The organism is Allobosea lathyri (assembly GCF_900108245.1).
Taxonomy (GTDB): Bacteria; Pseudomonadota; Alphaproteobacteria; order Rhizobiales; family Beijerinckiaceae; genus Allobosea; species Allobosea lathyri.
Window position 1 is genome coordinate 182117 of sequence record NZ_FNUY01000009.1, and the last position, 19221, is coordinate 201337.

Genomic DNA, 19221 nt, shown 5'->3' on the forward strand with positions numbered 1-19221 from the left:
CGGGGAGCGGCCAGCGCCGCTCCCGCCTGCCCAAGCCGAGTTCGGAGCCAACTGCCTATGCCGGGATCTCCCTCAGCGCTGCTCTATGTCTTCCTGGCGCTGCCGATCCTTTATCTCATCGGCTTCGTCGGCTTTCCGATCGCCTATAACCTGATGATGAGCGTGCAGGAGGTGAATCTCGGCAACATCACCGAGTTCATCCGCCCCTTCGTCGGGCTCGACAACTACCGCACGGTCCTCGCCGACGAATCGTTCCAGAAGGTACTGGTCAACACCTTGCTCTTCGTCGGCTGCAACGTCGTGGCGCAGGTCGGGATCGGGCTCGGCGTGGCATTGTTCTTCGCCCAGGATTTTCCGGGAGCGGGTTTCATGCGCGGGCTTTTGCTCTGTTCCTGGATGCTGCCGGCGCTCGTCGTCGGCGCCCTGTGGAAATGGATCTTCGCCACCGAGTACGGCGTTGCCAACTCCGTGCTCTCGGCCCTGCATCTGATCGGCTCGCCGATCCATTGGCTTTCCGACCCGGCGGTGGCGCTGACTTCGGTGACCCTCGCCAATATCTGGTTCGGCATGCCCTTCAGCATGATCCTGATCGCCGCCGCGCTGACCGCGATCCCGAAGGAGCATTACGAGGCCGCCTCGCTCGACGGCGCCGGCAGCGCGGCTCGCTTCTGGTACATCACCTTGCCGGCGTTGAAGCCGGCGCTGCTCGCCGTCGCCTGCCTGGTGACGATCTACACCATGCGGGCCTTCGACCTGATCTTCGCGATGACGCAGGGCGGGCCGCTCGACGCCTCGAACGTGCTGCCGCTGCTCTCGTATCAGTTCTCGTTCAAGCAGTTCGATTTCGGCGTAGGCTCGGCCATGGGCTCCTTTGCCTTCCTGATCGTCTTCGGCGTAGCGCTGCTTTACGTACGCACGCTGAAGCAGGAGACGGCGTCATGAGCGTCAGGCTCCGCCAGCTCGGCGTGCTGCCCTTCGGCGGCTGGCCGGTTACCGCCATCGCCACCATCGGCATCGGGCTCTACCTGTTCCCGATCTACTGGATGCTGATCTCCGGCCTGAAGGATTCGGCCGAGATATTCGCCAACCCGCCGACCTTCGTGCCGCGGGCGCCGTCGCTCTCCGCCTTCGAGTACGTCTTCGTCCGCGAGAACGTGCTGCGCTACCTGCGCAACAGCCTGACTATCGCCATCCCTGTGACCATCCTGACGCTCGTGCTCGGCGCGATGGGCGCCTATGCGATGAGCCGGCTGCGCAACCGCGTGGTCGATGTCGCGATCGTCATCGTGCTGCTGCTCCAGGTCTTCCCGGAGGCGCTGCTGGCGACGCCGATGTTCATCATCTTCCGCTCGCTCGACCTGCTCAACACCTTCGCCGCCGTCATCCTGGCGACGACCTCGAAGACGCTCGCCTTCGCGCTGGTGATCCTGCGGCCGATGTTCCGGCAGGTGCCGTTCGAGCTGGAGGAAGCCTCCTTCGTCGATGGCTGCACCAGGCTGCAGACCTTCCGGCTGATTGTGCTGCCCTTGATGAAGGTGCCGCTGATCGTCGTCGGCACGCTCTGCTTCGTCCAGGCCTACGGTCAGTTCGTCTACGGGCTGACACTGCTCAGCCAGCAGGAGCTGCAGCCGGCGACGGTCGGCATCTACAGCTTCGTCGGCGCCGAATATGCCGACTGGCACCGGGTCATGGCCTTCTCCTCGATCTTCGTGCTGCCGATCCTGGCGATCTTCCTCGCCATGCAGCGGCGGATCGTCTCCGGCCTGACGGCAGGGGCACTGAAATGACCGAAACCCGCTATCGAAGGCCAGTACAATGCGCGTGACCGTGTGGAACGAGTTCCGTCACGAGAAATCCAACCCGATCGTCGCCGGAATCTATCCAGCCGGCATCCATGGCGCGATCGCCTCCGGTCTCGTCGAGAACGGCATTTTGGGTGTGACCACCGCAACTCTGGACGAGCCGGAACAGGGGCTCTCGACCGAGCGTCTGGCTGAGACCGACGTACTGCTCTGGTGGGGCCACCGCCACCATGACGAGGTCTCGGACGCGCTGGCGGCGGCGGTCTGCGAGCGCGTCAATGCCGGGATGGGCCTCATCGTGCTGCATTCCGGGCATTTCTCAAAGGTGTTCAAGCGGCTGATGGGTACGCCCTGCACCTTGCGCTGGCGCGCCCAGGGCGAGCTTGAGCGGCTCTGGGTGGTCGATCCCGCCCATCCCGTCGCTGCTGGCCTCCCGCCCTTCTTCGAACTGGAGCGCGAGGAGATGTATGGAGAGCCCTTCGAGGTGCCGCCGCCGGACGAGCTCGTCTTCCTGAGCTGGTTCAAGGGCGGCGAGGCGTTTCGCAGCGGCTGCGGCTATCGGCGCGGGCGCGGGCGGATCTTCTATTTCCGGCCCGGTCACGAGACCTTCCCGACCTATAACGACGCCACGATCCGCAAGGTCATCGCCAATGCCGTGCGCTGGGCCGCACCTGCGGTGATGGAGGCCGAGCCCTTCCAGAACCGGCGCATCATGCCGCCGCTCGAGCCGATCTGAGGGCTGCGCGATGGGCAAGCGCATCTACATCGCTGGCACGCTCGACACCAAGAGTGCCGAGTTGGCGTACGCCCGCGACGCCATCCGCGCGATGGGCGAGCAGGCTGTGATCGTCGATCTCTCGACGCAGCCGCACGGCCATGCCGCCGATATTAGCGCTGCCGTGGTTGCGGCCTACCATCCGGGTGGCGCCAAGGCCGTCTTCACCGGCGACCGCGGCACTGCGATCGCGGCGATGACCGAGGCCTTCGCCCGCTTCCTGCCGGCTCGGGACGACATCGCGGGCGTGCTCGGGCTCGGCGGTTCGGGCGGGACGGCGCTGATCGCGCCGGCCATGCGGGCGCTGCCGGTGGGCACGCCGAAGCTGATCGTCTCGACCGTCGCCTCCGGCAATGTCGCCGGCTATGTCGGGCCGACCGACATCGCGATGATGTATTCGGTCACCGACATTGCGGGGCTGAACCGAATCTCGCGGCTGGTGATCGCCAACGCCGCGCATGCGGTCGCCGGCATGGTGCGCAGCGCGGCGATGATCGCGCCTTCGGCCGAGGACAAGCCCCCGATTGGGCTGACCATGTTCGGCGTCACCACGCCCTGCGTGAACCAGACGGTGGCGCAGCTCTCGGGCGCGTTCGAGTGCCTTGTCTTCCATGCCACGGGCACCGGCGGTCAGTCGCTCGAGAAGCTGGTCGATTCCGGGCTGATCACAGCCGCGATCGACGCGACCACGACCGAGCTCTGCGACCTGCTGATGGGCGGCATCTTCCCCTGCACGGAGGACCGGCTCGGCGCCTTCGCACGCACCGGCGTGCCCTATGTCGGCAGTTGCGGCGCGCTCGACATGGTCAATTTCGGCCCGCTCGACACGGTGCCGCCGCGCTATTCCGGGCGGTTGTTCTACCAGCACAATCCGCAGGTCACGCTGATGCGGACCACGCCGGAGGAGAATGCCCGGATGGGCGCCTGGCTCGGCGAACGGCTCAATCGCTGTCAGGGGCCGGTGCGCTTCCTGATCCCCGAGGGGGGCGTCTCGCTGCTCGATTTGCCGGGCCAGCCTTTTCACGATCCGGCCGCGGACGCGGCTCTGTTTGCGGCGCTGGAGCGAACGCTCAAGCCGACATCGCGCTGCAAGCTGCTGCGCCTGCCCTACGCCATCAACGACGCTGCATTCGCCGACGCCCTCGTCGCCCAGATGCATGAAGCCCTAGCAGAGGCCTGAACCATGCCCCCATTCCAGAGACAACAGCTGGTCGACCGCTTTCAGGACATGGTCCGTCGCGGCGAGAAGATCGTCGGCGGCGGCGCCGGCACCGGCCTTTCCGCCAAATGCGAGGAGGAAGGCGGGATCGACCTGATCGTGATCTACAATTCCGGGCGATATCGCATGGCCGGGCGCGGTTCTCTCGCCGGCGTGCTCGCCTATGGCAATGCCAACGATATCGTCAAGGAAATGGCCCGCGAGGTGCTGCCGGTGGTCAAGCGCACGCCGGTGCTCGCCGGGGTCAACGGTACCGACCCGTTCTGCCTGTTCGACTCTTTCCTCGACGAGCTGAAGTGCATGGGCTTCTCCGGCGTGCAGAACTTCCCGACAGTCGGGCTGATCGACGGTGTCTTCCGGGCCAATCTGGAGGAGACCGGGATGGGCTATGGCCATGAGGTCGAGATGATCCGGATGGCGCGCTCGAAGGACATGCTGACCACCCCTTACGTCTTCAACGAAGCCGAAGCGGTCGCGATGACCGAGGCCGGCGCCGACATCCTCGTCGCGCATATGGGCCTGACCGTCGGCGGTTCGATCGGCGCCGAGACCGCCTTCAGCCTGGCCGATTGCGTCCCCCGCATCGACGCCATCGCCGCGGCGGCACGCAGCGTGCGCGAGGACATCATCATCCTGTGCCATGGCGGGCCGATCTCCTCGCCGGACGACGCCCGCTACATCCTTTCACAATGCCGTCACTGCCATGGCTTCTACGGCGCCAGTTCACTGGAGCGGCTGCCGACCGAGGCTTCGCTGACGGCCCAGACGCGAAGCTTCAAGGCGATCGCAAAGGCCGCCGAATAGGCGCGGCTAAAGATAACAGGACAGGAGGAAACAGATGGCGAAAGTCTATATCAGCGGCATCATCGATGCGCCGGTCGACAAGGTCTGGGCCTATGCCCGCGATTTCAACGGCCATGGCGAATGGCATCCGCTGATTGCCAAGAGTCATGTCGAGGATGGCTTGCCGAGCGACCAAGTCGGCTGCGTGCGCAATTTCACGCTGACCAATGGCGGGCATCTGCGCGAGCGCCTCCTCTCGTTCAGCGATCTGGAGCGGCGCTTTACCTACAACATCATCGTCTCGCCCATGCCGATCGAGAACTACGTCGCGACCTTCGGCGTCAAGCCCGTGACCGAGGGCAACAAGACCTTCGTCGAGTGGATGGCCGAGTTCGACGTCTCGCCGGCCGACGAGGCCGGCATCAAGGAAAAAGTTGGTCGGGGCACGTTTGCCGAGGGTATCAAGGCGCTGGAAAAGGCAGTGACGGCGCGGGGCTGACACTCCTCGCCACGACTGGCCTCCGTCGTCGTGCTCGCCCTTGTGGCGAGCATCCAGGTCTTGCGACATGGACTAAGGGAAGACGTGGATGGTCAGGACAAGCCCGACCATGACGAGAAGTGGCCGTCTACAATTACTCCTCCAGCCCCGCGGCCGATTGCAGCCCGTAGGTGCGCATCTTGTTGTAGAGGGTCTTGCGCGAGATGCCGAGGTATTCGGACGTCTGGCTGCGGCGGAAGCGGTTGCGCTTCAGTCCGTGCAGGATCCACTCCTTCTCCGAGCGGAAGTTCCTCGCCGAGGAGGTCGCTTCGGCGCCGGGCGGCGGCAAATGCTGCTCCAGAATGACGCTGCCGCTGCAGGCCAGCACGGCCTGCTCCAAGACCGAATCGAGCTCACGCAGGTTGCCGGGCCAGCGATGGGCGGCGAGGGCGCGGAAGGCGGCAGGGTCGAGGCTTTTCGGCTCGCTCTGCCGGCGCAGGCCGATCATGCGCAACGATTCATCGATCAGCGAGGGCAGGTCCTCGCTGCGCTCGCGCAGCGGTGGCAAGACGATGGTGAAGCAGCCCAGCCATTCGGCGAAGCGTGCATCGATCCCGGCGGCCGGCAGGTGGCGCAGATCCTCGCCGGCAATGGCGAGGAAGCGGACATTGAGCGGCGATGGCGTTTCACTGCCATAGCGCCAGAAGGAGCCGGCCTCGACCGCGTCGAGCAGGGCACGCTGCACCTCGAGCGGCATCTCGTCGACATCGTCGAGCAGCAGCGAGGAGGAATGGACGATCTCGAGCCAGCCGAGCCGGTGCTTGACGGCGCTCGGGTGCATCCCGGCCATGCAGCCGAACAGGTCGAGCTTGAGGCGCTCGGCGCCCTGGTTGGCGCAGGGCAGGCTGACCATGTCGCGCGCCTGGCGCGGTCCGAAGCGATGCAGGGCGCGAGCGATCTCGCGCCGGCCGGTGCCCGCCTCGCCGGCGATGACCACGGGATAATCGGTCGTGGTCAGCCGGTTGAAAAGGGCTCGGGCAGTCTCGGCTGCATGCGAATGACCCCAGAGTGGGCGCGGGAAGCGGCGCGGGTTGAAGCGGCTGTCGAGCCCGTCAGGCTGCTGGCGCGCCATGCCGATCGCCTTGAACGCAGCGGTGACAACCTCGATCGCGCTTTCCGAAGGCACGCGATCGATGGTCGAGCCGCCGATATAGCCGTCGACTCGGGCGATCTGGCAGAACTCCTCAAGCTGCTTCGGGCTGACGATCGGTCCGCCTTCGATTAGGCAGCGCGTCTTTCGCGAGACCGCGCGAACCTGCTGGGCGATGGCATTGGCTATCAACCCGGCATCGTCGACGCGCAGATGCGAAACGGCACCAAGCACGCCGCCGACATTCCAGCCGAGATCGATATTGACGATGTCGGCGCCCTGTAGCGCAGCCTCTACGGCCTCCTCGGCGGTATGGGTGTAGGCGAGTGTCGAGAGCCCGCGCTCGCGTGCAACCCGAAGCAGTTCGAGCTCGCGGCCGAAGCCGACGCCGCTGCGTTCGAGGAAGGCGCGGTACTGGCCGTCGATCAGGATCGAGGTCGGGAAATTGGCGATGCCAGCGAACCCGGCTTTAGCGATGCGCTCGACCAACTCGGCGAGGTCGAGGCGCGGATCGAAGCTCGCCGCGCCGAAATAGACCGGCACGGTGGCGCGCGGCAGGATCTCGGAACGGGCGAAGCTCAGCACGAAGTCGTTGCTGTCGCGCAAAGGCAGCATGGCGGCAACCGAGGGCTCGCCGATGCAGCGCATCCTTCCGGCGCTGAGCGCGATCAGAAAATCGGCGCCGCCGCGCGTCGCCGACTGGGCCGCCATGCCGGTACCGATCGCGGCGCCGACCATGAAGCGCGGCTGCTCCCGCTGGGAGCCCGAGAGGTCCGGCCCCATCTGCGCCAGGGCTCTGGCGTTACGACCCGTCGAAGGAGCGGATATAATCCTGGACATCGATAGTCTTGCCGCTGCGCGCGCTCTCGATCCCCGCGAATATCAGGGCAGCCGCGTGGAGATTCGCCTCGACATGGGTCTCCATCTCGGCACCGCCGTCAAGCCAGGTGCAGAATTTCTCGATCAGCCAGTTGTTCAGCCATTTCGGCTGGGTAATGAGCTGGATCTTCTGGCCCTGGCCCTCGCGGCAACGCTGGCGCACGAGCTGGCTGCGCGAGAAGATCTCGATCTCGCGGTTGTTCAGGATCGCCGTGCCGAACTCGCCGTCGACGCGGACATATTCCTTCATCCAGTCGTTGAGGCCGACCGCGGCCGAGGATGAGCCCTCGTAGATGCCGCGCACGCCGTTCTGGAACACCATCATGACGATGCCGTCGGTATCGCCGGCATATTTGGCCCAGTCGGGCTTCCAGGTCGAGGCGGTCAGCGACTGGCACTGGGCGCCGGCAAAATCGGCGACGAGGTCGAGATGGTGGACCGCGCCCTCGATCATCAGCGGATCCTGCATCGTGTGGCGGAAGAGGGCGCCCCAGGCGAGATGCTCGCGCATGTCGGCGAAGTAGCGGCAGCTGACATTGTTGACCCGGCCAATCTGGCCTGCTCGGATGACCTGGCGCAGCGTCGTCTTGTCCTGGTCGAAACGGTGGCTCATCGTCACCGCCATCTTGCGCCCGGCGGCGCGGACCTTGCGGGCGATGCGGGCGCTGGCCGCCATGGTGTCGGCGATCGGCTTCTCGCAGAGGATGTCGACATTATGCGCCAGCGCGATGTCGATCACGGCCTCGTGGTAGCCCGGCGGCACGACGATCGTGCAGAAATCGACGTTGTGGGCGGCGAAGGCGGCCTGGGGATCGGTATAGCAGGCGGCTTCAGGCAGCTTCAGCGCCTTGCGGCCGAATTCGAGCGCCTTCGGGTCAATATCGACCAACGCCACGACCTCAATCGTGCCGTCGGCGATATTCGAGGCAAGGAACTCGGTGCACCAGCGCCGGCCGAAGGTGCCGACGCCGACATGGATGACCTTCTTCGTCATGGTTCAGATTCTCTCGGGCTGAGGCTGGGCAGGGCCGTGGGTATGGTTCCAGAGGTGGCCGACGCGTTTGCGGCCCTCGAGCGATGTCTCGAAATAGACGGCCTTCACCGGCTCCGAGACGCTCGCCATGTCGTGATGGTGGCCCATGCCGAGAGCGACGCAATCGCCTGGGCCGCTGTCGAAGAAGCGGTCGCCGACGACGACGGTGCCGCGGCCTTCGAGGAGTAGCCAGTACTCGTCGCAGTCGTGGTAGTGCGAATCGACGCGGGTCGATTTGGGGTATGAGACCGGGTCGCCATTGTTGGTCGCGTTCGGCTCGTCGGCGACGCGGAAGATACCGCAGCCGGAGATATCCTCGCCCCAGGTCCCGCACAGCCGCACGACCTGCGTGTTTGCGCCATGGCCGGTTACGCTCCAGGCGGCGAAGGCGGGCTTGTCGTGAATGTCGAGAAACTGGCCTTCCTTCAGGATGACGGAGCCATCCGGACCCATGATCTGAGCCGTGCCGCCGGTGCAGAGCAGGCGCTCCTTGGCGGTTGCCTGCTTGCGGGAGGCCGTCTGGTTCTCGGGAAGATCGATGATTTCGAAGGAGCGAAGCGTGCACCAGGCCGGCGGCGCTTCAAGACTGCGGAAGAGCGACAAGATCGGCACCTCGGACTGACATGGATGGCGGCCGGAGGTGAAAGGCAGCGGTCGTCGCGCCCGCGCGAGCCCGTCCTGGCAACCTCCCGGCGAAGACCCTGCCCGCAGCCTTGAGCGGCCGAAGTGAATCTCCACGGTTAGAATGACCGAGCCGCCATCATGCCGATAGGACAAAACCGGGAATGGTGGGTAGAATTGGGAAAGCCGGGTGCCAGCAAGGACATCCGGGAATGGCGCGGGGCAGACGGGTCTGCAACCCTCGCCAGGAGGAGCGCCGTGACCGATTCAACCTATGCGAAGCCGCAATCGCTTTGGCGCGTGCCGGGCGCAGCGGGGCCGCCTGTCCGGCCCGGCGAGCCGTTCCGGCCGTTCCGCATCGTCACCGGCACGGAGCAGGACTGGGAGGGCGTCGCAGAGGATGAGCTCGTGCTGGTCTGTCCCTGGCTGGCGGGGCTCGACCCCGCAACCGGCCTGTGGCTTGCAGCACTGCCGATCCATGATTGCAACGCCTTTATCGACGGTGACTGGGTGCTCAATGCCCCGGCGCAGCTGCGCGAGCGCTGCTATGTCGGCGTCTTTGCGCTGGACCGATTGCGCTCCGGCCCGCAGATATTCGCCCCCCTGCGCGACAGGGGCGTCACCCGGCTGATCAACCTGCCGAGCGTCAGCTTCTTCGACGGCGCGACCGCGCAGACATTCGGCCGGCTCTCCTTCACCCTGGAGAGCGAGATCGCCTTCCTGGCGCAGGCGCGCAGCCTCGGCTTCGGCACGGCCCTGTGCGCGCGCGCGGAGGCCGAGCCTGCGCCCGGGAGGATGGCGCAGTTCGACTTCGTGCTGCGCCATCGCGGCCCCGGGCATCCGCTGGTCATCGAAGACGGCTGAGCGCAGCCCCCAGTCCTGCTGCGCTCCTGTGCGTCCGATCGCCTATTTGATGTAGCCGCGCCGGCGCATGAACTGGGTCGCCTTGGCCTGCAGGTCGGCTGCAGCCTTTTCCGGCGTCTTGGTCTTGGCGCAGGCGGCGTTGGCTTCGTCCGCCACCATCAGCAGGATCTGCTCGGCCTCCTTGACCGGGATGTAGCCGAAGGTCTCGCCGCTGAAGGCGGCGCGGACCGCCGGGTAGTGCGGGTTCTTCGCAACCAAGTCGGCATCGCCGAGCAGGGAGAGCCGGGCCGGCGACAGGCCCGCCTCGGCATTGCGCTTGGCGATCGCCTTCGAGGTCAGCCAGGCAACGTAGAGCCTTGCCGCCTCCGGGCTCTTGGCCTTGCCGTTGACGCCGATCGAGGTGCCGCCGAGCAGCGCGCCGGAGGGCGGCGAGACGGCGGCGAACTTGCCCGCGACCTGCGACTTGGCCGGATCGGACAGGGCGGCGAGCCCACCGGCCCACATGATGGCGTGGGCCGACTTGCCGGTCGAGAAGCTGTTCAGCACCTCGTTATAGTCCCAGGTCAGGTTGCCGGGCGGGCTGATCGGCTGGAGCTGCTCGGCCATGAATTTCAGCGCCTTGATGCTGGCCGGACCGCCGAGATCGGGAACGCCCGCGGCATCAACATACGTGCCGCCAAAGGCGTGGTAGAGCAGCGACCACATCACGTAGCATTGCGGCGTCTTGCCGGCAGGCAGGGCGTAGCCATAGCTGCCATCGCCGGTCAGCGCCTTGCCGCGCTCGACGACCTCCTCCCAGCTCGCCGGCGCCTTGGCCGCGATGCCGCGCTTGGCATAGTCGGCGGTGTTGTAGAGCAGGAAGGCGACGTCGCCGAGGATCGGCAGGCCGACCAGCTTGCCATCGTGCCGGCCGTAGATGTCGAGCACCTTGGGGGCGTAATCGTCGAGATCGAGCGCCGGCGCGCCCCGGACGCTGGCAGCCGTCGACGAGAGATCGGCGAGATAGGGCGCCAGATCGTTCTTCCACTGGTAGACGAACAGGCTGACATCGTAGGAATTGGTGCCGCTCGACCAGTCGAGCATCAGCTTGGCGTAGTGGTCGCTGGGCGCGCTGCGGGTGACCTGGAGCTTGATCCCGGTCGCCTCGGTGAATTCCTCGCCGATCTTGATGGTGGGGTCAAAGGGCGGGCTGGTGCGGGAGAGCACGTTCAGGGTGGTGCCCGCATAGGTCTTGGGCAGGGCCTCGGCGGCGAAAGCCGGGGCCGGGGCCGAGGCTGCGAGCGTGCCGGCGGCCAGGCCTCCAACGACGAATTGGCGTCGGTCGATGCCGTACATGGATATCTCCTCCCTCGCTTGCGTTTTTGCCGGAGCGCCTTGTGGCGCTCCCCTCTCATCCCTTGACCGCGCCCATGGTGAGACCTCGGACAAGGTATTTCTGCATGACAACGGCGAAGGCTACGACCGGCGTCGAGATCATCACGGCGGCGGCGCCGATCGCGCCCCATTGCACGCCGTATTCGTTGCGGAAGCCGATCACGGCCAGCGGCGCGGTCGCGGCGTTGGACTGGGTCAGCGCCAGCGCGAACAGGAACTCGTTCCAGGCGCCGATGAAGACGAAGACGCTGGTCGCGACGAGACCGCCGCCGACGAGCGGCACCATGATCTTCCAGAAGACCTGGAACTCGGAGCAGCCGTCGACGATGGCGGCCTCGCGCAGCTCGTTCGGGATCTCCCGGAAGAAGCCGCGCAGCAGCCAGACGGCGAAGGGCAGGTTGAAGGCGCAATAGACCACGATCAGGGTCAGGCGCCGGTCGAGCAGGCCCGCCCTGGAGGCAGCGAGGTAGAGCGGGATCAGGATGGCGATACCCGGCACCATGCGCGCAACCAGCACCGACCCGAGGAAGAGCCGGCTGCGCTTGTTCAGGTGCGCCAGCGAATAGGCTGCGGGAGCGGCCAGCAGCAGCACGACGAGCGTGGTCGGGATCGCGGTGAGCAGGCTGTTCTGCAGATAAAGCTGGAAATTGCTGTCGACGAAGATGGTGCGGAAGCCGTCCAGCGTCGGCCTGAAGACGAAGCGCATCGCCAATGTATCGACCGGCTGGCGGAAGGCGGTCAGCACCATCCAGGTGTAGGGAAAGAGGTAGACGAGCGCGATCACGGTCCACAGCGCCGTCAGCGCGACCATGCGGCCCATGCTCGTCTGGCCGGGATCGACGCCCTTCATCCGCGATCCTCCAGCGCGCTGCGGAAGAGCCGGAGCAGCAGCGGCGAGCTCGCCACCAGCACGATCACGACGAAGATGCAGGCGATGGCGGTGGTGCGGCCGATGTCGAAGGCGGAGAAGCCGGTCTTGTAGGCGAAGATCGTGATCGTCGTGGTCCGGTCGCCCGGCCCGCCGCCGGTCAACAGCCAGATCTTGTCGAAATCGCCCATCGCGGCGATGGCACGGAATGAGGTCGCGATCAGCATGTACGGCACGAGATGGGGCAGGGTGATGTAGCGGAAGAGCTGAAGCGCGGTCGCGCCGTCGACCTTGGCCGCGTCGACGGTGTTGCGGTCGAGCGCCTGCAGCCCGGCCAGGATGACCAGCATGAAGAACGGCGTGGTCTGCCAGACATCCATCAGGATGATCGAGGGCAGCGCCATGGCGAGGTCGAGCCAGGAGAAGCCGGGCAGGCCGAGCCCGCGCACGGCCGTGTTGAAGACGCCGGAATCCTCCTCGTAGAGCAGCTTCCAGAAGATGCCGATCACCGAGGGCGTGATCACCATCGGAATGATCATGATCGAGCGGAAGAAGGAGCGGGCATAGAACTGCGTGTCGAGCAGCAGCGCGAAGATGGTGCCGAGCGTCAGCCCGCAGCAGATCGAGACCAAGGCGTAGATCAACGTGACGCGAACCGCCGACCACAGCTCCGGGCTCATCAGCACGTCGCTGTAATTCTCCAACCCGACATAGATGTCCTCGCTGCCGGGGCTGGTGAAGATCCAGGCCGTGAAGCTCGCGTGAAACGCGAACAGCATCGGGCCGAGATAGATCAGGACGAGTACGGCGGCGGCGGGCGCCAGAAACAGCAGCGCGTTGCGGCGCTGGTGCCGCGCGGAGGTGGAGGCCGTCATGCCCGAACGAGGCTGGAGCCGGTGCCGCGGCCGGCGACGGGATAGAGCGGGTCGGTATAGCCCGGTGTCGAGGCGTGGCCGGGCGGTACGAGGCTGTCGAGGAAAGTCTCGTCCTCGGCATCGAACTCCTGGTCGAGCGCGGCGAGGTATTGAGCCCATTGCGCATCGCTCCTGGGGCCGGCGATCACAGCCGGTATGGCCGGGTTGGCCAGGACCCAATTCAGCGCAAAGCCGATCATGCTGCCGCCGCGGGCCTCGACATGGCCGCGGATACGCTCGGCGATCGCAAGCGATTCCGGTCGGAACTCGGTCTGCAGCAGGCGCGGGTCGTTGCGGCCGGCGCGGGTGTCGGCGCCGGGAACAACGCCCGGCCGGTACTTGCCGGTCAGGACGCCGCGCGCGAGCGGGCTGTAGGGCACGACGCCGAGCCCGTAATTGACGCAGGCTGGAATGTACTCGACCTCGGCCATCCGCGTCATCGCGTTGTAAGGTGGCTGCGCCGCAACCGGCTTCGGCGTGCCGATTACGCCGCACAGCCGGATCAGCTCGGCGATGCGCCAGCTCGCGAAATTGCTGACCCCCCAGTGCCCGATCTTGTCCTGACGGATCAGTTCGCCCAGGGTCTCGACGGTCTCCTCGCTGGCGACCGCGCGGTCGTCCATGTGCAAATAGTAGAGGTCGATCCGGTCGGTACCGAGTCGCTTCAGGCTCTCCTCGACGCCCTGCATCAGCCAGCGTCGGCCAAGCCCGCCGCGATTCGGCTGCGACGGGTCGACCGTCGCGCCGATCTTGGTGGCGAGGATCCAGTGATCGCGATCGCCGGCAATAGCGCGCCCGACCAGTTCCTCGGAACGCCCTTTCGTGTAGCTGTCGGCCGTGTCGATGAAGTTGACGCCGGCCTCGCGCGCGCGCGCGACGATGCGCTGCGCCTCGTCCTCCGCGGTCTGGTCGCCGAACATCATGGCGCCGAGACACAGGCGCGAGACATGCATGCCGCTGGAACCGAGGCGTCGATAATTCAAGTCAGTCTCCTATCGTGGATCAGGTGGCGCGGGGCTCAGCCCTTGACCGAGCCCATGGTCAGCCCGCGCACCAGGAAGCGCTGCATCACCACCGCGAACAGCACAACCGGCGTCGAGATGATGAAGGCGGCAGCGCCGATCGAGGGCCATTGCACGCCGTATTCGCTGCGAAAGGCGACCATGGCGAGCGGCGCGGTCGAGGCGAAGCTGTTGGTCAGCGCCAGCGCGAACAGGAACTCGTTCCAGGCGGCGATGAAGACGAAGACGCCGGTCGCGACAATGCCGCTCGAGGTCAAGGGCAGCATGATCTTGAGGAAGACCTGCAGTTCCGAGCAGCCGTCGATGATGGCGGCTTCGCGGATCTCGCCCGGCACGTCGCAGAAGAAGCCGCGCAGCAGCCAGATCGCGAAGGGCAGGTTGAAAGTGGCGTAGAGCACGATCAGCACGCCATGGGTGTCGAGTACGCCCAGGCGGGAGGCGACGAGGTAGATCGGGATCAGGATGGCGATGCCTGGCACCATGCGCACGACCAGTACGAAGAGCAGGAAGCCGGTGCCGCGGATCGGCAGATGACCCAGCGCGAAAGCGGCAGGTGCTGCGACTGTCAGCACCACGACCGTCGTCAGCGTCGAGACGATGATGCTGTTGAGCATATAGGCGCGGAAGATGCTGTCGCCGAGCACGCTGCGGAAACCTTCCAGCGTCGGCTCGAAGATGAAGCGCAGCGAGAGCGTGTCGACCGCCGAACGGAAGCCCGTCAGCACCATCCATGCATAGGGGAAGAGATAGATGATGCCGAGGCAAAGGCAGAGCAGGCTGAGCAGCAGCCGCTTGGTGGAATGCGAGAGCGTGAACGTCATGCCGGCCTCCGCGCGGTCCGGAACAGGTGCCTGAGAAGCGGCGCGCTGGTGACCAGGACGATGACGACGAAGATCAGTGCGATCGCCGTGGTGCGGCCCATGTCGAAGGAAGAGAACGCGATCTTGTAGGTGTAGACCGTGATCGTCGTCGTCGCCTCGCCCGGCCCGCCCTGGGTCAGCAGCCAGATCTTGTCGAAGTCGTTCATCGTGGCGATGCCGCGAAAGGCCGCCGCGATCAGCATGTACGGCACGAGATGGGGCAGGACGACATAGCGGAAGCGCTGGAAGACGTTGGCGCCGTCGACCCTGGCCGCATCCATCAGGTTGCTGTCGACCGATTGCAGCCCAGCCAGGATCACCAGCATGAAGAAGGGCGTGTTCTGCCAGGAATCCATGATCACCATGGCGAAGAAGGCATGGTCGAGCCCGAGCCAGGCGACCTTTGCGAAGCCCATCGCGACCAGCAGCGAGTTGAGCACGCCCTGTTCCTGCTCGTAGAGCAGCTTCCAGAAGATCGCGATCACCGCCGGCGTGATCACCATTGGGATCAGCATGATCGAACGGAAGAACGAGGCGAAATGCAGCTCGTTGTCGAGCAGCAGCGCCAGCAACGTTCCCAGCGTCAGGCTGAGCGTGACCGAGGTCAGCGTGTACAGCAGCGTGATCTTCACGGCCTGCCAGAAGGACGGGGCTCCCAGGACGTCCTTGTAGTTCTCCAGCCCGGCGCGGATATTCTCGCTGCCGGGCTCGGTCAGCACCCAATGGGTCGTGCTGGTCATGACCGCGTAGATCATCGGCCCGAGATAGACGGTCGCGAGCATGATCGCCGCCGGCGCCATGAACCAGTACGGTTCGAGCGTCGCCCGGGCGCGGCGGTAGCTCCCGACCTTGCGGATTCCGGCCGACATCTTCTGGTGTCCGGCCGCCAGCAATTGCGAGCTCGTCACAGCCTGTCGCTCACTGGATGTAGCCGCGGCGCTTCAGCAGCGTGGTGACGCGCTCCTGCAGGGCAGCCGCGCCCTGCTCCGGCGTCTTGGTTCCCGAGCAGACGGCGTTGGCCTCGTCATAGATCTGGATGTTGACCTGTTCGGCGTCCTTGATTGGCGCATAGGTCGCGACGTTGCCCTCCATCGCCTTGAGGACGGTCGGGAAGAAGGGGTAGCGGGCGTTCGTGTCGGGATCGAGCAGGGCCGAGCGGCGCACGGGCGAAAGACCGACCAGCGCGGTCTGCTTGACGATCTCGGGCGAGGTGAACCAGCCGATGAAGAGTTTCGCCGCGTCGAGATTGCGCGATTTGGCACCGACCGAAAGGCCCCAGCCACCGAGCAGCACGGTCTCGGGCGTCGGCGCGTAGCCGATCGACTTGGCGATCTTCGACTTGGTTGGATCGTAGAGCGAGCCGACGCCGCCGGCCCACATATACCCCTGCGCCGCCTGCGCCGAGGAGACGCTCGCGATCATCTCGGGGAAATCCCAGGTCAGGTTGCCGGGAGGGCTGACCGGGCCGAGCTGCTCCTTCATGAAGCGGAAGGCCTCGACGCTGGCCTTGCTGTCGAGAAGCGGCTTGCCGGCGGCGTCGAAATACTGCCCGCCAAAGCTGTGGAACAGCGTGATCCAGACGCAGCCCGTCTGGATCGTCTTGCCGGCCGGCATGTTGTAGCCGAACTGGTCGCCCTGCTTGAGCTTGACGCCGTTCTCGACGAGCTGCTTCCAGGTCGCTGGCCCCTGCTCGGGGTCGAGCCCGGCCTTTTTGAAGGCGTCCTTGTTCCAGACTGTGAAGGAGGTGTCGCCGTTTATCGGGATGGTTGCCAGCTTGTTGCCGACCTTGGAATAGGCCGCGAGCGCGCGCGGGGCATAGTCGTCCCAATTCATTGCCGGAATGCCGGCGACTTCCTTGTCGAGATTGGCGTGGTCGACGACGAAGGGCGCGACCTGCTCCTTCCATTGATAGGCGACGAGGTAGACGTCGAAGGAGTTGGTGTTGGTCGTCGTGTCGAGCACCATCTTCTGATACCGCTCGGCCGTCGGCAGCGCCGAGAACTCGACCTGGATGCCGCTGGCGGCCGTGAACTCCTTCGCCACTTCGGCGGAGGCGACATAGGCCGGCGTATTGCCCCAGACCACCTTCACCGTCTTGCCGGCATGGGTCCTGGGCAAATTGCGCGTGGCGGTCGCAGTCGCGGCCTGAGCGGCACAATGTTGCACGAGCGCGGTGTACGAGGCGCCGGTGGCGAGAGCGCCCAGCGTAAGCTGGCGGCGCGAAAGCCCCATCATTGTCGATCCTCCCATGTTATTTCTTGTTGGGAGCAGGACAGCAGATCGAGGGTGAGGCCTCAATCAGCTTGTAGAGACTCGCTGAGTAATTGTGGGTAATTTGTACCGGATCGCTCCGGCCCGCGGCAAAGCGTAAAATGACCGCTTTCAAACGGCATTCGGGGTGCCGTCGATAAGCCGAATACGGACTGCCACCGGCAGCGAAGTCGCGCCGCTCCGCCATGCAAGTGCGCACTTGGCGGTAGAGGCAACGCGACGTTGGTCGAGCGATGGCATCTTTGCCCACGCGCTGATAGGCCGACATTGCTGATGAGCACCAATGTCGCCATCTGCCGGCGCTGTTGCAGCGGCTGATGTGCCGAGGTTGCCGCTGGCGCCCGCCTTGTTCTCGACGACGACACTCGTCTTGAAGCGTTCACTCAGCTTCTGCGCGACGGCCCGCGCGATAACATCCGTGCCGCCACCTGCAGCATAGGGGACGACAATGGCCACGGTTTGGCCGGGCCAGCTATCGGTATAGGCTAAGGTGGGGTTAGCTCAAGTATACGGCTCCGAGATGCTGAAATATGATCTCTCATCGCCCTTTCGCTTCTGCCAGAATCGCCTCGCAGCAAAGCGGACAGCAAGTCATAATGCTCGGTTATCGCTTCCGTAGTCACGCGAGTGTTGAATACAAGTCGAAAAATGTGAACGTGGGTGTGGAGCTTTGCCAACGCTTCTGTGAGGAAAACATTGTTGCTTGCATTTGCGATTACGGAGTGGAACTCGGCATCCTTTCGCGCAAACTCGCCATAGGCGGGAAAAGGCTTGTCAGGCAAACTGAGCATCTCGTCGTAAAGAGCTTGGAGTACGTTTCGATCTTTATCGGTCAAATGGGACGCGGCCATTGCCGCGCCGGCCGGTTCTATCAGTAAGCGCAATTCAAAAAGCTGCTCGACCTGAGCGCGGTTGAGTTGAGGAGCGGCGTGAGGGCCCACCAAATGCGTCTTTAAGACCAATCCCTCCGCTTCCAATCGGCTGAGCGCCTCGCGGATCGGGGTGTGGGAGACGCCGAGTTCGCGCGCGAGACTGTCCACGGTGATCCTCGCACCCGGCGGAATCTGGAGGCATGTGATCCGATCCAGGATCGCATTGTAGACTTCCGTCACTAGCGCGGGCGGCCGCGCCACGTTCCGGCTCAGCATCATTGACTGCGACTCTCGTGTCGCCCGTGCGGTGTCGTCTCTCATCGTCGATTCGCTCTTGACCGATCCGCATCTTCTAGCATAGACCGCCCAGATCGCAAATCCGATATCCTATAGGATCTGATCATGGACTTGAGCGCCGAGGAAGTTCGAAGGGTCTGTACAACTGCCCTGCTCCGCGCCGGTGTTCCGGACGCTTACGCGCGTCTTCAGGTCGACTTGCTGCTCGAAGCCGAACTCCGCGGCCGCCCATCTCACGGTGTGCTTCGGCTCGCGCGCATCGTCGAAAGAATCCGGAACCAGGTGACGAACCCCTCGACCACGGGAGAACACATCTGGGAAGGGCAGGCCTTGCTTGCGGTCGACGGCCAGGCGGGACTGGGGCCGGTCGTCGCCTGCGCCGCCCTCGACGCCATCGAGGAGAGGGCCCGCTCCACAGGGATCGCGATCGCGGCAATCAGCAACAACAACCATCTTGGCATGATGGCCTGGTATGCGGAACGAACGGCGTCCCGTGGTTCCACACTTCTGGCGCTGTCGACGAGCGAAGCGCTTGTCCACGCATGGGGCGGAAGGCGGGCGATGGTCGGCACGAACCCGATCGCGATCGGTGTTCCGGCAGTGCCGAGGCCTTTCGTCATCGATATGGCGACCAGTCTCGTTTCGATGGGCCAGATCCACGATCACGCGCGGCGCGATGAAGCGATCCCACCCAGCTGGGCCCTGGATCGAGATGGCAATCCGACGAGTGACCCACATGCGGCACGTGACGGTGCAATCGCGCCATTCGGCGAAGCAAAGGGATACGCCCTCGGCCTTGCCTTCGAGATCCTGGTTGCAAGCTTGACGGCGTCGGCGATTGGCCGCGACGTCCGCGGGACCTTGGACGCGACGGAGATTTGCAACAAGGGCGACGTCTTCATCGTGATCCACGCGTCCGCGTCGGGTGCTATGGCGCGCGGCATCGGCGCCTATCTCGATGCCATACGCGCAGACATTCCGGCCGACGGTTTCAGGAGCGTCGCCATTCCTGGCGACCGCTCCCGGAGCGTTCGCGAAGCCCGGTTACGGGATGGTGTGCCCGTTACCGACGCGGTCTGGACCGAAATCGTGGCGCTCGCCGAAGCGTAGCTAACAGCCCCCTCAGCAGGATCAACGAC

The 19221-nt window shown here is 65.2% G+C and carries 20 protein-coding genes; 8 read left to right on the forward strand and 12 right to left on the reverse strand.

The window, feature by feature from the left end; translation table 11 throughout:
* Window positions 1–57: 57 nt before the first annotated feature.
* The 6 genes from C4S73_RS20650 to C4S73_RS20675 are packed head-to-tail and all read left to right on the forward strand — an operon-like array spanning window position 58 to window position 5078.
* Window positions 58–942 carry a carbohydrate ABC transporter permease gene (locus C4S73_RS20650; RefSeq protein WP_103874413.1) on the forward strand — a complete coding sequence of 295 codons (885 nt, stop codon included), beginning with the start codon at window positions 58–60 and terminating at the stop codon, window positions 940–942.
* The gene (locus C4S73_RS20655; protein ID WP_103874414.1) at window positions 939–1787 is read left to right on the forward strand and encodes a carbohydrate ABC transporter permease; all 849 of its coding nucleotides are present in this window, start codon (window positions 939–941) and stop codon (window positions 1785–1787) included. Before C4S73_RS20650 ends, C4S73_RS20655 begins: the two co-directional genes overlap by 4 nt.
* A 28-nt stretch (window positions 1788–1815) precedes the next feature.
* Window positions 1816–2538 (forward strand): ThuA domain-containing protein, encoded by a 723-nt coding sequence (locus C4S73_RS20660; protein ID WP_103874415.1) that lies wholly within the window; start codon window positions 1816–1818, stop codon window positions 2536–2538.
* A 10-nt stretch (window positions 2539–2548) separates the two neighbouring features.
* On the forward strand, window positions 2549–3757 hold the full coding sequence (locus C4S73_RS20665; protein ID WP_103874416.1) for a Tm-1-like ATP-binding domain-containing protein: 1209 nt from the start codon (window positions 2549–2551) through the stop codon (window positions 3755–3757).
* A gap of 3 nt (window positions 3758–3760) precedes the next feature.
* Window positions 3761–4600, forward strand: a complete 840-nt coding sequence (locus C4S73_RS20670) for a phosphoenolpyruvate hydrolase family protein (RefSeq protein WP_103874417.1) — start codon at window positions 3761–3763, stop codon at window positions 4598–4600.
* A gap of 34 nt (window positions 4601–4634) precedes the next feature.
* Entirely contained in the window at window positions 4635–5078 is a 444-nt protein-coding gene (locus C4S73_RS20675; RefSeq protein WP_103874418.1) for an SRPBCC family protein, read from the forward strand.
* Between the two features lie 133 nt (window positions 5079–5211).
* Here the strand turns inward: C4S73_RS20675 and C4S73_RS20680 are convergent, their stop codons facing one another.
* Genes C4S73_RS20680 through C4S73_RS20690 form a run of 3 tightly spaced genes read right to left on the reverse strand, consistent with a single transcriptional unit; the run spans window position 5212 to window position 8722 of the window.
* Window positions 5212–7047: a phosphoenolpyruvate hydrolase family protein gene (locus tag C4S73_RS20680; protein WP_103874419.1), complete on the reverse strand. Its 1836-nt coding sequence runs from the start codon at window positions 7045–7047 to the stop codon at window positions 5212–5214.
* Complete coding sequence (locus tag C4S73_RS20685; RefSeq protein WP_103874420.1) at window positions 7010–8080, reverse strand: Gfo/Idh/MocA family protein; 1071 nt, start codon at window positions 8078–8080, stop codon at window positions 7010–7012. Before C4S73_RS20685 ends, C4S73_RS20680 begins: the two co-directional genes overlap by 38 nt.
* Window positions 8081–8083: 3 nt before the next feature.
* Complete coding sequence (locus C4S73_RS20690; RefSeq protein WP_103874470.1) at window positions 8084–8722, reverse strand: cupin domain-containing protein; 639 nt, start codon at window positions 8720–8722, stop codon at window positions 8084–8086.
* A gap of 276 nt (window positions 8723–8998) precedes the next feature.
* Between C4S73_RS20690 and C4S73_RS20695 the strand changes: the two genes are divergently transcribed.
* Window positions 8999–9604 carry a hypothetical protein gene (locus C4S73_RS20695; protein WP_103874421.1) on the forward strand — a complete coding sequence of 202 codons (606 nt, stop codon included), beginning with the start codon at window positions 8999–9001 and terminating at the stop codon, window positions 9602–9604.
* Between the two features lie 42 nt (window positions 9605–9646).
* Here the strand turns inward: C4S73_RS20695 and C4S73_RS20700 are convergent, their stop codons facing one another.
* The 9 genes from C4S73_RS20700 to C4S73_RS20740 form a co-directional block, all read right to left on the reverse strand.
* Entirely contained in the window at window positions 9647–10939 is a 1293-nt protein-coding gene (locus C4S73_RS20700; RefSeq protein WP_103874422.1) for an extracellular solute-binding protein, read from the reverse strand.
* Window positions 10940–10994: 55 nt separating this feature from the next.
* The gene (locus C4S73_RS20705) at window positions 10995–11828 is read right to left on the reverse strand and encodes a carbohydrate ABC transporter permease (protein ID WP_244595700.1); all 834 of its coding nucleotides are present in this window, start codon (window positions 11826–11828) and stop codon (window positions 10995–10997) included.
* Window positions 11825–12721, reverse strand: a complete 897-nt coding sequence (locus tag C4S73_RS20710; protein WP_103874423.1) for a carbohydrate ABC transporter permease — start codon at window positions 12719–12721, stop codon at window positions 11825–11827. The genes C4S73_RS20705 and C4S73_RS20710 overlap by 4 nt, the downstream gene beginning before the upstream one ends.
* The gene (locus C4S73_RS20715) at window positions 12718–13743 is read right to left on the reverse strand and encodes an aldo/keto reductase (RefSeq protein WP_103874424.1); all 1026 of its coding nucleotides are present in this window, start codon (window positions 13741–13743) and stop codon (window positions 12718–12720) included. The genes C4S73_RS20710 and C4S73_RS20715 overlap by 4 nt, the downstream gene beginning before the upstream one ends.
* Before the next feature lie 35 nt (window positions 13744–13778).
* Window positions 13779–14603 carry a carbohydrate ABC transporter permease gene (locus C4S73_RS20720; protein ID WP_103874425.1) on the reverse strand — a complete coding sequence of 275 codons (825 nt, stop codon included), beginning with the start codon at window positions 14601–14603 and terminating at the stop codon, window positions 13779–13781.
* Entirely contained in the window at window positions 14600–15511 is a 912-nt protein-coding gene (locus C4S73_RS20725) for a carbohydrate ABC transporter permease (protein WP_103874426.1), read from the reverse strand. The genes C4S73_RS20720 and C4S73_RS20725 overlap by 4 nt, the downstream gene beginning before the upstream one ends.
* 49 nt (window positions 15512–15560) lie before the next feature.
* On the reverse strand, window positions 15561–16892 hold the full coding sequence (locus tag C4S73_RS20730; protein WP_103874427.1) for an extracellular solute-binding protein: 1332 nt from the start codon (window positions 16890–16892) through the stop codon (window positions 15561–15563).
* 132 nt (window positions 16893–17024) lie between these two features.
* A complete protein-coding gene (locus tag C4S73_RS20735; protein WP_103874428.1) occupies window positions 17025–17369 on the reverse strand; it encodes a tripartite tricarboxylate transporter substrate-binding protein in 345 nt (114 codons plus the stop codon).
* Between the two features lie 29 nt (window positions 17370–17398).
* The gene (locus C4S73_RS20740; RefSeq protein ID WP_244595701.1) at window positions 17399–18106 is read right to left on the reverse strand and encodes a GntR family transcriptional regulator; all 708 of its coding nucleotides are present in this window, start codon (window positions 18104–18106) and stop codon (window positions 17399–17401) included.
* Between the two features lie 81 nt (window positions 18107–18187).
* On the opposite strand from C4S73_RS20740, the gene C4S73_RS20745 reads away from it, so the two are divergent.
* A complete protein-coding gene (locus tag C4S73_RS20745) occupies window positions 18188–19192 on the forward strand; it encodes an Ldh family oxidoreductase (protein ID WP_103874429.1) in 1005 nt (334 codons plus the stop codon).
* The last annotated feature ends 29 nt before the right edge of the window (window positions 19193–19221 follow it).

Excerpts from the sequence above, each read along its gene's own strand:
- C4S73_RS20650 (WP_103874413.1), top strand. The coding sequence starts at position 58 with ATGCCGGGATCTCCCTCAGCGCTGCTCTATGTCTTCCTGGCGCTGCCG.
- C4S73_RS20655 (WP_103874414.1), top strand. The coding sequence starts at position 939 with ATGAGCGTCAGGCTCCGCCAGCTCGGCGTGCTGCCCTTCGGCGGCTGG.
- C4S73_RS20660 (WP_103874415.1), top strand. The coding sequence starts at position 1,816 with ATGCGCGTGACCGTGTGGAACGAGTTCCGTCACGAGAAATCCAACCCG.
- C4S73_RS20665 (WP_103874416.1), top strand. The coding sequence starts at position 2,549 with ATGGGCAAGCGCATCTACATCGCTGGCACGCTCGACACCAAGAGTGCC.
- C4S73_RS20670 (WP_103874417.1), top strand. The coding sequence starts at position 3,761 with ATGCCCCCATTCCAGAGACAACAGCTGGTCGACCGCTTTCAGGACATG.
- C4S73_RS20675 (WP_103874418.1), top strand. The coding sequence starts at position 4,635 with ATGGCGAAAGTCTATATCAGCGGCATCATCGATGCGCCGGTCGACAAG.
- C4S73_RS20680 (WP_103874419.1), bottom strand. The coding sequence starts at position 7,047 with ATGTCCAGGATTATATCCGCTCCTTCGACGGGTCGTAACGCCAGAGCC.
- C4S73_RS20685 (WP_103874420.1), bottom strand. The coding sequence starts at position 8,080 with ATGACGAAGAAGGTCATCCATGTCGGCGTCGGCACCTTCGGCCGGCGC.
- C4S73_RS20700 (WP_103874422.1), bottom strand. The coding sequence starts at position 10,939 with ATGTACGGCATCGACCGACGCCAATTCGTCGTTGGAGGCCTGGCCGCC.
- C4S73_RS20705 (WP_244595700.1), bottom strand. The coding sequence starts at position 11,828 with ATGAAGGGCGTCGATCCCGGCCAGACGAGCATGGGCCGCATGGTCGCG.
- C4S73_RS20710 (WP_103874423.1), bottom strand. The coding sequence starts at position 12,721 with ATGACGGCCTCCACCTCCGCGCGGCACCAGCGCCGCAACGCGCTGCTG.
- C4S73_RS20720 (WP_103874425.1), bottom strand. The coding sequence starts at position 14,603 with ATGACGTTCACGCTCTCGCATTCCACCAAGCGGCTGCTGCTCAGCCTG.
- C4S73_RS20725 (WP_103874426.1), bottom strand. The coding sequence starts at position 15,511 with ATGTCGGCCGGAATCCGCAAGGTCGGGAGCTACCGCCGCGCCCGGGCG.
- C4S73_RS20730 (WP_103874427.1), bottom strand. The coding sequence starts at position 16,892 with ATGGGAGGATCGACAATGATGGGGCTTTCGCGCCGCCAGCTTACGCTG.
- C4S73_RS20740 (WP_244595701.1), bottom strand. The coding sequence starts at position 18,106 with ATGAGAGACGACACCGCACGGGCGACACGAGAGTCGCAGTCAATGATG.
- C4S73_RS20745 (WP_103874429.1), top strand. The coding sequence starts at position 18,188 with ATGGACTTGAGCGCCGAGGAAGTTCGAAGGGTCTGTACAACTGCCCTG.